Here is a 13,317-nt window from a genome sequence, read left to right on the forward strand (position 1 = left end):
CGCCTAGCGGGCGCCACCGGCGACGGCGGGCAGCACCGTCACCGTGTCACCGTCGGCGACCGGGGTGCCCAGGCCGCCGAGGAACCGGACGTCCTCGTCGTTGAGATAGACGTTGACGAAGCGGCGCAGCCCGGCGTCGTCCACCAGGCGGTCCTTCAGGCCCGGGTGACGCGACTCCAGGTCGCCGATCAGCTCTTCCAGGGTCGCGCCCGTGGCGTCCACGGCCTTGGCGCCGCCGGTGTAGGTGCGAAGGATGGTCGGAATGCGGACCTCGATGGCCATCGCGGGTCAGTCTCCTTGATCAGTGGTCGTCATGGTGAACGGCCCACCTCATTGGAACAGGGGTGGGCGCGCGGCGATTCCGGAGGGGAACTCAGCGACAGTCGTAGACGACGACAGAAGGGGTGTGCGCGAAGAGGAACTTCTGCACGGGAGATCCGGGACACATTCGACCCGGGAGGACAGCCGACGACAGCCCGGGGCGGACGTCATCAAAAGGCATGCGGCCAGTCTAGCCGTACGCCTCCACGATCTTGACCTGCTCCTCCGTTATGACGCCGTCCACGATCCGGTAGGACCGGAACTCCACGTCGTCGGTGGCCGTCGAGACGAGTACGTAGTGGGCGTTCGGCTCGGACGCGTAGGACACGTCCGTCCGGGAGGGGTACGCCTCCGTCGCGGTGTGCGAGTGATAGATGACGACGGGCTCCTCGTCCCTGTCGTCCATCTCCCGCCACACCCGGAACTGCTCCATCGAGTCGAACCGGTAGAACGTCGGAGAACGCTCGGCGTTCTCCATCGGGACGAACCGCTCGGGCCGGTCGGAGCCGGCGGGCCCGGCGACCACGCCGCACGCCTCATCCGGGTGATCCGCCCGCGCGTGGGCCACGATCGCGTCCGCCAGCTCCCGTGAGATCGTCAGCATGGCCTCACCATAGGGCACGTACGAGAGTGTCCTGGAGGTAGGTCAGCCACTCGTAGATCGCCAGAGCCGGATAGCGCGGATCCTCCTCCGACATCTCCGCCATCTCGTCGTGGATCTGCTCCGTCACTCCGAGCCTGACACCGAGCGCGAGCCGCACGTCGTTGAGGGCACGCAGCCACGCCTGCCCCTGCTCGGGAGTGAGCTTGAGCACCCCCGGCTCCGCCGTGTCCAGCAGCGTCTGCGCGTCGGCGCGCTTGCCCTCGCGCAGCGTCGCCTCGGTGTAGCGGCGGAACTCCTCGGACGCCTTCTCGTCCTCGGCGTACGCCGAGGGGAACAGGCGGGCCAGCACGGGATCCGACGGTGCGCTGCCCGATCCGATGCCGAGCGCCCGCTCCAGCGGGTCGTCCCCCGTCACCCCCGGCTCGACGAGGCCGAGGATCTGCGAGACCAGCGAGCTGAGCACGGACGCCTCTCCGGCGTCCAGCGTGATCGACACGCCCTCACCCGCGGCCGTGAAGCCGGCGCTCACAGGTCACCCCGTTCCGTGCTCATCTGGTCGCTCAATGTGGGGCACGCCTCTCAGGAGTCCCGCTGGACGGTGGCCCACAGGCCGTAGGAGTGCAGGATCTGGACGTCCCGCTCCATCTCCTCGCGGCTGCCGCTGGCGACCACCGCCTTGCCCTTGTGGTGCACGTCCATCATCAGCTTCTCCGCCTTCTCGCGCGGGTAGCCGAACACGGTCTGGAAGACATAGGTGACGTACGACATGAGATTGACCGGGTCGTTCCAGACGATCGTCAGCCACGGAAGCTCGGGCCGCACGTCCATCGCCGGACGTTCGACCTCCATCGGAGCGGTACCACCCACGTAACCATCCTGCACCACGCCCGCCGTAGTCTCGACACGTGCAGATCCCCATGAGCAGCGCCTTGCTCACCGATCACTACGAACTGACCATGTTGCAGGCGGCCCTCGCCGGAGGAGCCGCGCACCGCCGGGCCGTCTTCGAGGTCTTCGCCCGCCGCCTGCCCGGCGGGCGGCGTTACGGAGTGGTCGCGGGGACGGCCCGCGTGCTCGACGCCCTGGAGAACTTCCGGTTCGGCCCGGAGGAGCTGGACTTCCTGCGTGCCGCCCGCGTCGTCGACGAGCCCACCCTGGAGTTCCTCGCCGGCTACCGCTTCTCCGGTCAGGTGTACGGCTACCGCGAAGGCGAGTCCTATTTCCCCGGCTCCCCTGTCATGGTGGTGGAGGGCACGTTCGCCGAGGCGGTCCTGCTGGAGACCCTGGTCCTGTCGATCCTCAACCACGACTGCGCGGTCGCCTCGGCGGCCTCGCGCATGGTCCAGGCCGCGGGCAAGCGCCCGATCATCGAGATGGGCTCCCGCCGCACCCACGAGTTCGCGGCCGTCGCCGCGGCGCGCGCCGCCTATCTCTGCGGCTTCGGTTCCACCTCCAACCTGATGGCCGGGCACGTGTACGGCGTGCCCACGGCGGGCACCGCCGCGCACGCGTTCACGCTGCTGCACGACTCCGAGGAGGACGCCTTCCGCGCCCAGCTCGACTCGCTCGGCGTCGGCACGACCCTGCTCGTCGACACGTACGACGTCGCGAAGGCGGTGCGCACGGCGGTCGAACTGGCCGGGCCGGACCTCGGCGCCGTGCGGATCGACTCAGGCGACCTGGGCGAGGTCGCACTGGAAGTGCGGCGGATCCTCGACGCGTTCGGCGCCAACCGGACGCGGATCGTCGTGACCGGCGACCTCGACGAGTTCGCCATCGCCGCGCTCGCCGCCGCCCCGGTCGACGGGTACGGCGTCGGCACCTCCGTCGTCACCGGATCCGGCCATCCCACGGCGAACTTCGTCTACAAGCTGGTCGCCCGCGAGGACGCCGGAGGGGTGCTGCGGCCGGTGGCCAAGCAGTCGGTGGGCAAGCCGAGCAGGGGCGGCCGGAAATGGGCCTACCGCGCGGTCGAGGGCGGCACGGCCGTCACCGAGGTCGTGACCCTCGAACCCGCCGGGGGACGGCACCGGCCGCTGCTCGCGGAACTCGTCAGGGACGGCGAGATCGTCGGCCGCGAGCCGCTGGGGGACGCGAGGGTCCGCCACCGCGCGACCGTGGCCGAATTGCCGACGATGGCGCACAGCCTCTCCCCCGGAGACGCCGCGATCCCTACTATCTTCAGTTGATCGCGAGGGACCGGCGCATGAGGACGACGCCGGTCTCCTCGCGATCGCTTTAGGCTGTTTCGCATGAAATCCGCGCTCATCATCGTGGACGTGCAGAACGACTTCTGCGAGGGCGGCAGCCTCGCGGTGGGAGGCGGCGCCGAGGTGGCCGCCGCGATCGGACGGCACGCGCGACGGCACGGCTACGACCATGTGGTGGCGACCCGCGACTACCACATCGATCCCGGGGCGCACTTCGCCGAGCGGCCCGACTACGTGGACACCTGGCCCGCGCACTGCGTCGCGGGCACGGCGGGCGCCGGTTTCCATCCGGCGCTCGACGTCGCCCCGATCGAGGAGGTGTTCAGCAAGGGCGCCCACGCGGCGGCGTACAGCGGTTTCGAGGGCGTCGCAGACGACGGCACCGGCCTGGCGGGCTGGCTCCGCGACCGGGGCGTGGAATCCCTTGACGTCGTGGGCATCGCGACCGACCACTGCGTACGCGCGACGGCCGTGGACGGGGTCCGCGACGGCTTCGCCGTACAGGTGTTGCTGGACCTCACCGCGGGCGTGGCGCCGGAGACCACCGAGGCGGCGCTCGCCGAGCTGGAGCGGGCCGGAGTCCGGCTCACCGGAACGCCCGTGGTGCGCGGCTGACACACTCCCCCGCCGGGTGTCACGTGTGCCGGGCGGCCGGTAAATGTTCGATTCGACCGACACGCCGTGCGAGAGGTGTGCTACGTAGAGTGACAACTCCTCGCGATTGGCGGCGTCGATGTTCGCGTTTCTGCTCGGGCTGTCCTGGCTCGTCCTCACCCCTGTCTGCATCTGGCGGCTGTTCGGCCGCGAGCAGTCCAGGCTCGCGCGCGTCACCGGCGTGCTGACGCTGGCGGCGCTGGAGGCGACCACGCTGACGGTCGGCTGGATGGAGCAGCCTCCGCCCGACCTGCCGGGGACGGCTCCCGTCGCGGCCGCTCCCGCCCCCGCGGCTTCTCCCAGGTCTCCCGCCTGCGCGACCCGCACCCCCGCCCCCGAGTCCGTACGGCTGTCGCAACGTCGGCACCAGGGCGTGCGCGGCCTGACGATCTACTGGACGGCGTCGCCCCAGCAGTGCGAGACGGCGACCGTGACGTTCCAGCGCGCCGGGAGGCGGGTGCGGATCTGGCTGGACGAGGGCGCGGCGGGCGGCGGCGACGTCCAGGGCAGGGAGTCCCGGACGCTGCCCGTGCGCGTCTCCGAAGGGCGCGCGGCGCTCGACCTCGCGCTCATGCCTCCGCTGCGGCCGGGCCAGCGGTACGTGGCCGTGGACGGCCGCACCGGTCACCACATCCCGGAAAGGCGCTCGGCCGGCTGATCGGGACCCGGCTCGATGTGGACCTGGCGGGACGATCGGGATTCGGCGGGATCTGGCGGGATGATCGGACCCTGGCGGACGATCAGGACCCGGCGGGACGCGGCGCGCGATCCGGATCCGCGCCGCGCCGCCGGGGCGGGCGTCACCTCCGCTGGGTGGCCCACTTGCGGATCATGGCGATCCGCTCCTTGATCTGGTCGGCCGACGCCTGCGCGATGGCGGGACCGCCGCAGGACCGGCGCAACTCGGCGTGGATGACGCCGTGCGGCTGGCCGGTGCGATGGTTCCACGCGCCGACGAGCCCGTTGAGCTCCTTGCGCAGCTCGTGGATCTGCTCGTGCGGGGCGAGCGCGGGCGCCTCCTCCGTGGTGCTCTTCCGCCGCTTCGCCGCCTGCTGGTCGGCCTGCCGCCTGCGCAGGAGGGAGGCAACCTGGTCGGGTTCGAGCAGCCCGGGGAGGCCGATGAAGTCCTCCTCCTCCGGCGACCCGGGGGCGGCGGAGGTGCCGAACTCGCCACCGTCGAACAGCACCCGGTCGAAGGTCGCGGACGCCTCCAGCGTCTGGAACGGCAACTCGTCCCCGAGCGCGTCGGGCTGCTTACGATCCTGCTGCGCCCGTTCGAGCAGGGAGTCGTCCAGCCCGTCCTCGGGCTGCGAACGGCCGAGGACGTGGTCGCGCTCCTCCTCCATCTCGGCGGCGAGCCCCATCAGGACCGGCACGGACGGCACGAAGACCGATGCCATCTCGCCCCGCTTGCGCGCCCGGACGAAGCGCCCGACGGCCTGGGCGAAGAACAGCGGCGTCGAGATGCTGGTGGCGTAGACGCCGACGGCGAGCCGAGGGATGTCGACGCCCTCGGACACCATCCGGACCGCGACCAGCCACCGCGCCTCGGAGGCGGAGAAATCCTTGATCTTCTTGGACGCGCCCGGATCGTCGGAGAGGACGACGACGGCCCCCTCACCGGACACGGTCCTGATGTGCCGGGCGTACGCGCGGGCCGACTCGTGATCGGAGGCGATGACCAGGCCCCCGGCGTCGGGCACCCCGCGGCGCACCTCGGTGAGCCGCCGGTCGGCCGCGTGGATGACCTGGCGGATCCAGTCGCCCTTGGGATCGAGCGCGGCCCGCCACGCCTGGGAGAGCTGGTCCTTGGTCAACGGGGTGCCGAGCGTGGCGGCGATCTCGTCGCCCGCCCGCGTGCGCCACTTCATCTCGCCGGAGTACGCCAGGAAGATGACCGGACGGACGACCCCGTCGGCCAGCGCCGGGCCGTACCCGTAGGAGTAGTCGGAGGCGCTGCGCAGGGCGCCGTCGCCGTCCTCGACGTACGTGACGAACGGGATGGGGCTGTCGTCGGAGCGGAACGGCGTGCCGGTCAGCGCCAGCCGTCTGGTGGCAGGCTCGAACGCCTCACGGACGCCGTCACCCCACGACTTGGCGTCGCCCGCGTGGTGGACCTCGTCGAAGATGACCAGCGTCTTGCGGGCCTCCGTACGCGCCCGGTGCAACGCCGGATGCATCGACACCTGGGCGTAGGTGATCGCGACGCCGGTGTAGTCACGGGAGGTCGCGCCCTGGCTGTTCTTGAACTCGGGGTCGATGCCGATGCCGACCCGGCCGGCCGCGTCGGCCCACTGCCGCTTGAGGTGCTCGGTCGGGGTGACGATGGTCACGGCCCGGATGACGCCCTTGGAGAGCAGCTCGCTGGCGATGCGCAGCGCGTAGGTGGTCTTTCCCGCACCCGGTGTCGCGACGGTGAGGAAATCCCTCCGGTCACGCTGGAAGTAGAGGTCGAACGCCTCCTGCTGCCACGCGCGCAACTTGGGCGCGGTGCCCCAGGCGGCTCTGTCGGGATAGGAAGGCGAGAGATGCGATGCGGCGGATACGCTCAACGACGCCTCCCCGATCCCGTAGGAACAATGCTGTATCTATCGGTTCGCTCCCTCACAGTGACCTCAGAGTAGTCGGATCGACCGACAAGACGTGCCGACCAACCGAGATCCTGGTGAGGATCAGCCCGTTGTGCTACGGCCTTCCGCACGACCGGGCCGCCGATGAGACATGCCTCACAGGTGCTCCCGCCTGCTCGGCGGTGGTCAGCGCACACCCGCCATGAGGGCGTCGATGTCCGCCCGAGAGGCGGGCTCGTCAGGATGGGCCATGCCCAGGAGCACCGTGCTCGCGCCCTCGGCGTCCAGCAGCAGCGTCACCCGGAGGAAGGCCGGCTCGTTCACGGTGTCCCGGTACTCCGCGCGCAGGGCCCTGGTGTAGCCGCGACGGGACCCCGCGGTCACCGCCCGGTCGTCCACCACATCGATCTTGTCCCCGTGGAGCAGCAGTCGCGCGTACACGTCGGTCAGCCCTACCACCGCCGGGCGGGGGTCCGCCGGGTCGGCCCGCTCCCCTCGCCGGGCCATCACCGCCACCCTGCCGTCGTTGACGGCCGCGGACGTGAATCCGGTCACCGGAGCGACGACGGCCTCCTGCCAGCCGGACGGCAGGTCGTACGCGACCCCGGCGAGCGGGTCCGTGACCGTACCGGAGGGCCGGCCCTCCGCGCGGCTCATGACGGTGACGACCAGCACGCCGATCACCGTGCCGGCCGCGGCCGAGGCGAGGGTGCCGACGATCAGACGCACCACCCAGCGCGGCATACGACGCGGGGGCGGGGCCGGCGTGCCGTACCAACGGGCGGACGGGGGCAGGTCCTCATCGGGCCCGTCCCGCACCGCGTCGCCTCTGATCACGCCACCTCGGGCGGCGTCGCTTCGGGCGGCATCGTCGCGGGTGGCGGGCGGCCACACCCGGCGCGTCCACTCATCGTCCACGGCGCCTCCTGAAACGGCGCCCGGCGGCACGAGCGCTGATCAGGAGTTACTCACGGCTCCGGCCGCCCGTCAACGGAAATGCCGACATTCGCCGCCGAAAGCTCACAGACGCGACTGGCGGTAGGTCGTCCACATCTCGTACATCCGAGCCGCCTGACCGGCGGTGAACTCGGACATGCACCGGTCGTAGCCGTAGTCCATGAAGTTGTGGATCGGGTCGTCTCCCGGCGCCGGGCACGAGTCCCTGCGCTGGGGGCAGCCGGAGCCCGGCGACCCCTCGGCGGGCGTGTCGGCCACGAAGTCGCCCGGCTCGTTGCAGCCGTTCTCGAAGGTGTGCAGCAGCCCGAACCAGTGACCGATCTCGTGCACCGCCGTGTATCCCCGGTTGAAGTTGGCCAGCGGGCCTCCGGGCATGCTGCGCCAGTCGATCACCACCCCGTCCAGCTGCGGCTCTTCCTTGTACCAGTACGGGTAGGTCGCGTAACCGAGGACGAGCTGGCTGAGCTGGGCCAGATAGAGGTTCAGCGTCTCCGGCCCGCCGGTCCGGAGCTTCCGCTTCATCGGCTCCTCGTACGCCACGGGATCGCGGAACCACTGGGCGTTCGCGGTGTGGGTGATGCCCTTGAGATCGAAGCGGAAGCCGGTGTCCGCACCGCCGACCTTGCCGCCGTAGGCCGCGTTGAGCGCGGCGACCTGCTGCTTGACGGCGGCGTCGGGCGCGCCGAGCGCGCCGTCCTTGATGACGTGCACCCACAGCGGCACGGTGACCGACTGGACGGTCCTGCTGCCGCGCCGGTCCCGGGCCCCCGCGAGGCGGCGACGGAGATCGGCGGACATGCGGCTGATCTGGAGTGCTTTCGGGGCACGTGGTTCCGCCAGCCGCGCCGGCGCCGGAGGGTGCGGCCTGGTGCGGCACTCACTCCTGGTCCCGGCGACACCGGCGCGGCTTTCGGCGGGAACCCCGCACACCGTGAACAGACATGCCAAAAAGACGGCGATCGTGCGCCGGGCCATTCGCTCCCCCGATACGACTGGTCAGACAGACAGCTGACGCTAGCCGCACCGGGAGCGGTCATCCCGGATCGACACTCACTCGCCGGAGGGCTCTCCCTTGGGCAGGCCCTCGTAGATTTCCTTGCATTCCGGGCAGACGGGGTACTTCTTCGGATCCCGGCTGGGCACCCAGATCTTGCCGCAGAGGGCTCGGACCGGCGTGCCGGTCACCATGCTCTCGGTGATCTTGTTCTTGTCGGCGTAGTGCGAGAACCGCTCATGGTCGCCGTCTCCGTGCGAGAGCCTCGGAGTGACGTCGCTCTCAGGAAGAATCTTCGTACCGCTCACGGGTACCGATTTTACGCGCGAAAGGGAACCGCCCCGTCGGCTCACACCCATGAGGATGGAAGCCGTACGGGGCGGAGGGCCGTACGGAGTGACGGTCAGCCCATGTGGACCGGGCCGCCCTCGGTCTTGCGCCCCGCCTTGACGAACAGGGCGAGGATCGCGGCGAGGACGGCGACGCCCGTGCTCACGGTGAAGCCGAGGTGCAGACCGTCCATGAAGGACAGGTGCGACGCCTTGACGATCAGGCTGCCCACCGGCTCGGGAAGCCCGGTCGGGGCCATGCCGACGGCGGCGGCTCCCTTGAGCCCCTCCAACTGATCCGCCGGAATGGCGGCCGCGGCCGGGCCAAGGTGCCCCGCGAACACGTCCGCGACCTTGCCCGACACGACGGCGCCCAGGATGGCGGTGCCCAGCGCGCCGCCGACCTGCATGGCGGACTGCTGCACGCCGCCCGCGACACCGCTGAGATCCTCGGGTGCGTTGCCGACGATGATCTCGGTGGCGCCGACGAAGACCGGCGAGAGGCCGAAGGCGAGCAGGACGAACGGGATCGCCGTATCGATGAACGCGGCGTCCACACCCAGCCGGGACATCAGGAACATGGCGACCGCGGTGACCAGCATGCCGCCCGCGATGGTGACCTTCGGCCCCAGCTTGCCGATCAGGATGCCGGCCAGCGGGGATGCGACGATCATGCCCGCGCTCATGGGCAGCATCCGGAGCCCGGAGTCCATCGGAGACAACCCGTGCACGCCCTGGAAGAAGAACGTGAGGAAGAACATGGCGCCGAACATCGAGAACGCGACCATGATCATCAGGCCGGTGCCGATGGAGACCGAGAGGTTGCGGAACAGGCTGAGCGGCAGCAAAGGCTCACGCACCCGGGACTGCCAGAACAGGAAGATCGCACCGAGGACCACGGTGGCGCCGAGGAACAGGATCGTCCAGGGGTCGGTCCAGCCCCACTCCGGAGCCTTGATGATCGCCCACACCAGGGAGAACATCGTGCCGGAGAGCAGCACGACGCCGAGCCAGTCGACCTTCGAGAGGGTCTGGGCCTTGCTCTCCGTGAGGACCCACAGGCCGACCGCGAGGGCGATCACACCGACGGGCACGTTGATGAAGAAGACGGACTGCCAGCTCACGTTCTCCACCAGCAGGCCGCCGATGATGGGGCCACCCGCGCTGGACAGACCGATGATCGCACCCCACGCACCCATCGCCATGTTCAGCTTCTCGCCGGGGAAGGCGGATCGCAGCAACGCCAGGGCCGCGGGCTGCAGCATCGCGCCGAACAATCCCTGCAGCACGCGGAACGCGATCAGCGCGCCCACCGTGTCACTGAGGCCGATCGCGAGCGACGTCAACGCGAAGCCGGCCACGCCGATCAGGAAGATCCGCTTGTGGCCGAAGAGGTCACCGAGCTTGCCCGCGGTGATGAGGAACACCGCCAGCGCGAGCAGGTAGCCGCTGGTCACCCACTGAAGACTTTCCAGGGAGGCGTTCAGCTCTGTAGCGATCACGGGGTTGGCGATCGACACCACGGTGCCGTCGAGCATCACCATGATGACGCCCAGCGAGACCGCCAGCAGCGTCATCCACGGGTGGCCTTTGCCGCGCCCCGCGGACGCGTCGGTTGGTACGGCTAACGCCTGAGCCATGATCGGGAGTCCCCCCTAGTAGAAGTCAACCGGAGTAACTTATGTCACCCCATGACAGATGACAAACACTTTTTTCCGGCATAGCGTGACAAATGACAGCTTATGAAGCGAGGGTTTCGTGAAGATGACAACCATGGGTCTACGAGAGCGCAAGAAGCAGAAGACCCGGATCGCACTGATCGACGCGGCCCTCGACCTGTTCCTAACACAGGGGTACGACATAACGACGATCGACCAGGTCGCCGCCGTGGTGGACGTCTCGCCGCGGACCTTCTTCCGGTACTTCTCCTCCAAGGAAGAGGCCGCACTCTCCCTCCCCCAGGATGGGCTGGAGATTTTACTGGCCGAATTCGCCGCCCGGCCCGCCGCCGAGTCGCCCCACCAGGCGCTCTCCAACGCCATGCGTGTGATGTTGGACACCCTGCGCGAGGGCGACGCCGCGGAGGCGAGGCGCTTCCTCCAGGCCAGGCAGCTCATCGGGAGCACTCCCACACTGCTGGCCGGACAGATGTGCCTCATGGCGACGAGCGAACGACGACTGGCCGAGGAGGTCGCCCGCCGTCGCGGCACCGATCCGGACGACCTGCACACCCAGTTCGTGGTCTCGGTCTTCACCGCCCTCGGCCGGATCTGCTTCGAACACGGCCCGGACGATCTCTCACTCCTGGCCGAGCGCCTGGAGCAGACTCTCGCGATCGCCGAACGGTGCCTGCGTCCCGGATGGGACCGCTGAGACTTCCTCCGAGGCGGGCCGGCCGGAAATTCGATCAATGTACCGTTCATCCCCCGGCCGCCCCGATCTCCCTGGTCAGCCGCTCCGACCGGCTCTCGCCCCCACGGTCTCCTGTACGGCGTGAGGAGCCCCGCCTATCGTCCTGGGAGCGCTCCCATAGGACACGACCGAAGGTGGGTCATGAGGAAACGATTCGCCGTCGCGGCCACCGCGCTGGCCGCCCTGCTGATCTCGCTGCTCTCCTTCACCGCGCCCGCGCAGGCCGCGGTGGGCCTCCGGGTGAGCGGCGGCAAGATCTACGAGGCCAACGGCAGCCAGTTCATCATGCGCGGGACCAGCCACGCCCATACGTGGTACTCCAGCCAGACGAGTTCCTTCGCCAACATCAAGTCGCTCGGCGCGAACACCGTCCGGGTGGTGCTGAGCGGCGGCCGGTGGACCGCCAACACCGCGAGCGACGTGGCCAACGTCATCGCCCTCTGCAAGCAGAACCGCCTGATCTGCGTCCTGGAGAACCACGACACCACCGGGTACGGCGAGCAGGGCGGCGCCTACACCCTGGACCAGGCCGTCGACTACTGGATCGGTCTCAAGAGCGTCCTGACCGGCCAGGAGAACCACATCGTCATCAACATCGGCAACGAGCCGTACGGCAACAACAACACCTCCGGCTGGACCAGCGCCACGTCCAACGCGATCAGCAGGATGCGCGCCGCGGGCTTCCAGCACATGCTCATGGTCGACGCGCCGAACTGGGGCCAGGACTGGGGCTTCGTCATGCGCGACACCGCGGCGACCGTGTTCAGCGGCGACCCGCAGAAGAACACGGTCTTCTCGATCCACATGTACGGCGTCTTCGACACGGCGGCGGAGATCACCGCCTACCTCCAGGCGTTCCAGACGGCCGGACTGCCTCTGGTGATCGGCGAGTTCGGCAACATGCACTCCGACGGCGACCCCGACGAGGACACGATCATGTCGCAGGCGCAGTCCCGCGGCATCGGCTACCTCGGCTGGTCGTGGAGCGGCAACGGCGGCGGCGTCGAGTACCTCGACCAGGTGACGAACTTCAACGTCGGTCAGCTCACCACCTGGGGCCAGCGGCTGTTCAACGGCGCCAACGGCATCGCGTCTACGTCGAAGGAGGCCACCGTCTACAGCGGCGCCTCGCCCAGCCCGTCGCCTTCGTCCAGCCCGTCGAGCTCGCCCAGCCCGTCACCCTCGTCCAGCCCGTCACCCTCGTCCAGCCCGTCGTCCTCCCCGAGCCCGTCGACCTCGCCGACCGGAGGCACCAAGACGTGCTCCGCGACGTACTCCGTCATCGGGCAGTGGCAGGGAGGCTTCCAGGCCGAGGTCAAGGTGACCGCGGGCGGCGCCGCGATCAGCGCATGGACCGTGAAGTGGACGTACGCGGACGGCCAGACCGTGACGCAGTCCTGGAACGCCACGATCACGTCGAGCGGGTCGGCCGTCACCGCGAATAACGTGAGCTACAACGGCGGCCTCGGCGCCGGAGCCGCCACGTCGTTCGGGTTCCTCGGATCCTGGAACGGCACGAACGGAGTGCCGTCCCTCACCTGCACGGCCGCCTGACCGGGCCGGCCTGACAAGCGGCGACGCGACGGCCGGGCGCGCTCTCGCGCTCCCCGCCGTCGCGTCGCCCGCCGTCAGTTGAGCTCGGGATCGTCGGGATAGGTCGCCACGAAGGACAGCTCGCCCTGCTGACGGCGCAGCACCGAGCGCCATAGCGTCGTCGGGTCGGAGTGGAAGGTGTCCTCCGGCTCGGAGTCCACGACGTACCAGGCGCCTTCCTCGACCTCGCCCCGGAGCTGGCCGGCGGTCCATCCGGCGTAGCCCGCGAAGATGCGCATCTGCGAGATCTCCCCCGCGAGGATCTCGGGCGGCGCGTCGAGGTCGACCGTGCCCAGGCGGTACGCGGCGGACCGCCCCGACTGCAGCCGCCGCCAGCCCAGGGGCTCGCCGCCGCTCTGCACGGCGGCCAGCGCCAGCGCGCTGTCGGTCTGCACCGGACCGCCCTCGAAGAGCACGGAGGGACCGGTCACCAGCGCGTCCCACGAGGGCAGCACCTGCGTCACCGAGATCTCGCTGGGACGGTTGAGCACGACGCCGAGCGAGCCGCCGCCCTCGTCGTGCTCGAGAACGAGGACGACGCTGCGCCGGAAGTTGGGGTCCTCCAGCAGTGGCGTCGCGACGAGCAGCCGACCGACGTAGATCCCTTCCGCCATACCCTCCATCATGAGGGAGAAGGCGGGAATCTCGCACGCCGCCCCGACATCGACTTCGC

At 69.8% G+C, this 13,317-nt stretch carries 15 protein-coding genes; 5 read left to right on the forward strand and 10 right to left on the reverse strand.

What is annotated here, in order from left to right; translation table 11 throughout:
* Positions 1 to 3 precede the first annotated feature (3 nt).
* The 4 genes from IMZ11_RS00135 to clpS all read right to left on the reverse strand — a co-directional run bounded on the left by IMZ11_RS00135 (position 4) and on the right by clpS (position 1,774).
* Positions 4 to 282 carry a MoaD/ThiS family protein gene (locus tag IMZ11_RS00135; protein WP_061254838.1) on the reverse strand — a complete coding sequence of 93 codons (279 nt, stop codon included), beginning with the start codon at positions 280 to 282 and terminating at the stop codon, positions 4 to 6.
* Positions 283 to 511: 229 nt separating this feature from the next.
* Positions 512 to 925, reverse strand: coding sequence for a Mov34/MPN/PAD-1 family protein (locus tag IMZ11_RS00140; RefSeq protein ID WP_228636671.1), 414 nt, complete (start codon positions 923 to 925; stop codon positions 512 to 514).
* Between the two features lie 4 nt (positions 926 to 929).
* Complete coding sequence (locus tag IMZ11_RS00145; RefSeq protein WP_228636672.1) at positions 930 to 1,454, reverse strand: DUF2017 domain-containing protein; 525 nt, start codon at positions 1,452 to 1,454, stop codon at positions 930 to 932.
* Positions 1,455 to 1,504: 50 nt separating this feature from the next.
* Positions 1,505 to 1,774, reverse strand: coding sequence for an ATP-dependent Clp protease adapter ClpS (clpS, locus tag IMZ11_RS00150; RefSeq protein ID WP_061254841.1), 270 nt, complete (start codon positions 1,772 to 1,774; stop codon positions 1,505 to 1,507).
* Between the two features lie 68 nt (positions 1,775 to 1,842).
* Between clpS and IMZ11_RS00155 the strand changes: the two genes are divergently transcribed.
* The 3 genes from IMZ11_RS00155 to IMZ11_RS00165 all read left to right on the forward strand — a co-directional run bounded on the left by IMZ11_RS00155 (position 1,843) and on the right by IMZ11_RS00165 (position 4,447).
* A complete protein-coding gene (locus IMZ11_RS00155) occupies positions 1,843 to 3,114 on the forward strand; it encodes a nicotinate phosphoribosyltransferase (protein ID WP_228636803.1) in 1,272 nt (423 codons plus the stop codon).
* A gap of 63 nt (positions 3,115 to 3,177) precedes the next feature.
* Positions 3,178 to 3,750 carry a nicotinamidase gene (locus tag IMZ11_RS00160; RefSeq protein WP_228636673.1) on the forward strand — a complete coding sequence of 191 codons (573 nt, stop codon included), beginning with the start codon at positions 3,178 to 3,180 and terminating at the stop codon, positions 3,748 to 3,750.
* A 118-nt stretch (positions 3,751 to 3,868) separates the two neighbouring features.
* Positions 3,869 to 4,447 carry a hypothetical protein gene (locus IMZ11_RS00165; protein ID WP_228636674.1) on the forward strand — a complete coding sequence of 193 codons (579 nt, stop codon included), beginning with the start codon at positions 3,869 to 3,871 and terminating at the stop codon, positions 4,445 to 4,447.
* 142 nt (positions 4,448 to 4,589) lie between these two features.
* On the opposite strand, the gene IMZ11_RS00170 is transcribed toward IMZ11_RS00165, so the two are convergent.
* The 5 genes from IMZ11_RS00170 to IMZ11_RS00190 form a co-directional block, all read right to left on the reverse strand.
* A complete protein-coding gene (locus IMZ11_RS00170; RefSeq protein ID WP_228636675.1) occupies positions 4,590 to 6,341 on the reverse strand; it encodes a DEAD/DEAH box helicase in 1,752 nt (583 codons plus the stop codon).
* Positions 6,342 to 6,545: 204 nt separating this feature from the next.
* On the reverse strand, positions 6,546 to 7,277 hold the full coding sequence (locus IMZ11_RS00175) for a hypothetical protein (protein WP_228636676.1): 732 nt from the start codon (positions 7,275 to 7,277) through the stop codon (positions 6,546 to 6,548).
* 102 nt (positions 7,278 to 7,379) lie between these two features.
* Complete coding sequence (locus IMZ11_RS00180; RefSeq protein WP_228636677.1) at positions 7,380 to 8,114, reverse strand: zinc metalloprotease; 735 nt, start codon at positions 8,112 to 8,114, stop codon at positions 7,380 to 7,382.
* A gap of 252 nt (positions 8,115 to 8,366) precedes the next feature.
* The gene (locus IMZ11_RS00185) at positions 8,367 to 8,669 is read right to left on the reverse strand and encodes a DUF3039 domain-containing protein (RefSeq protein ID WP_228636678.1); all 303 of its coding nucleotides are present in this window, start codon (positions 8,667 to 8,669) and stop codon (positions 8,367 to 8,369) included.
* Between the two features lie 44 nt (positions 8,670 to 8,713).
* Positions 8,714 to 10,279: a DHA2 family efflux MFS transporter permease subunit gene (locus IMZ11_RS00190; protein WP_228636679.1), complete on the reverse strand. Its 1,566-nt coding sequence runs from the start codon at positions 10,277 to 10,279 to the stop codon at positions 8,714 to 8,716.
* Positions 10,280 to 10,412: 133 nt separating this feature from the next.
* Here IMZ11_RS00190 and IMZ11_RS00195 point away from each other — a divergent pair, with 133 nt between their 5' ends.
* Both IMZ11_RS00195 and IMZ11_RS00200 read left to right on the forward strand, forming a co-directional pair.
* Positions 10,413 to 11,012: a TetR family transcriptional regulator gene (locus IMZ11_RS00195; RefSeq protein ID WP_228636680.1), complete on the forward strand. Its 600-nt coding sequence runs from the start codon at positions 10,413 to 10,415 to the stop codon at positions 11,010 to 11,012.
* Between the two features lie 180 nt (positions 11,013 to 11,192).
* Positions 11,193 to 12,605: a cellulase family glycosylhydrolase gene (locus IMZ11_RS00200; protein ID WP_228636681.1), complete on the forward strand. Its 1,413-nt coding sequence runs from the start codon at positions 11,193 to 11,195 to the stop codon at positions 12,603 to 12,605.
* 74 nt (positions 12,606 to 12,679) lie between these two features.
* Here the strand turns inward: IMZ11_RS00200 and IMZ11_RS00205 are convergent, their stop codons facing one another.
* A complete protein-coding gene (locus IMZ11_RS00205) occupies positions 12,680 to 13,258 on the reverse strand; it encodes a YqgE/AlgH family protein (protein WP_061254850.1) in 579 nt (192 codons plus the stop codon).
* Positions 13,259 to 13,317 lie beyond the last annotated feature (59 nt).

Origin of the sequence: Microtetraspora sp. AC03309 (assembly GCF_020826795.1) — a bacterium.
Classification (GTDB): domain Bacteria; phylum Actinomycetota; class Actinomycetes; order Streptosporangiales; family Streptosporangiaceae; genus Microtetraspora; species Microtetraspora glauca.

What these genes read in the sequence shown, in the direction of transcription:
- IMZ11_RS00135 (WP_061254838.1), bottom strand. Translation starts at nt 282, where the DNA reads ATGGCCATCGAGGTCCGCATTCCGACCATCCTTCGCACCTACACCGGC.
- IMZ11_RS00140 (WP_228636671.1), bottom strand. Translation starts at nt 925, where the DNA reads ATGCTGACGATCTCACGGGAGCTGGCGGACGCGATCGTGGCCCACGCG.
- clpS (WP_061254841.1), bottom strand. Translation starts at nt 1,774, where the DNA reads ATGGAGGTCGAACGTCCGGCGATGGACGTGCGGCCCGAGCTTCCGTGG.
- IMZ11_RS00155 (WP_228636803.1), top strand. Translation starts at nt 1,843, where the DNA reads ATGAGCAGCGCCTTGCTCACCGATCACTACGAACTGACCATGTTGCAG.
- IMZ11_RS00160 (WP_228636673.1), top strand. Translation starts at nt 3,178, where the DNA reads ATGAAATCCGCGCTCATCATCGTGGACGTGCAGAACGACTTCTGCGAG.
- IMZ11_RS00165 (WP_228636674.1), top strand. Translation starts at nt 3,869, where the DNA reads ATGTTCGCGTTTCTGCTCGGGCTGTCCTGGCTCGTCCTCACCCCTGTC.
- IMZ11_RS00180 (WP_228636677.1), bottom strand. Translation starts at nt 8,114, where the DNA reads ATGTCCGCCGATCTCCGTCGCCGCCTCGCGGGGGCCCGGGACCGGCGC.
- IMZ11_RS00185 (WP_228636678.1), bottom strand. Translation starts at nt 8,669, where the DNA reads ATGGGTGTGAGCCGACGGGGCGGTTCCCTTTCGCGCGTAAAATCGGTA.
- IMZ11_RS00190 (WP_228636679.1), bottom strand. Translation starts at nt 10,279, where the DNA reads ATGGCTCAGGCGTTAGCCGTACCAACCGACGCGTCCGCGGGGCGCGGC.
- IMZ11_RS00195 (WP_228636680.1), top strand. Translation starts at nt 10,413, where the DNA reads ATGGGTCTACGAGAGCGCAAGAAGCAGAAGACCCGGATCGCACTGATC.
- IMZ11_RS00200 (WP_228636681.1), top strand. Translation starts at nt 11,193, where the DNA reads ATGAGGAAACGATTCGCCGTCGCGGCCACCGCGCTGGCCGCCCTGCTG.
- IMZ11_RS00205 (WP_061254850.1), bottom strand. Translation starts at nt 13,258, where the DNA reads ATGGCGGAAGGGATCTACGTCGGTCGGCTGCTCGTCGCGACGCCACTG.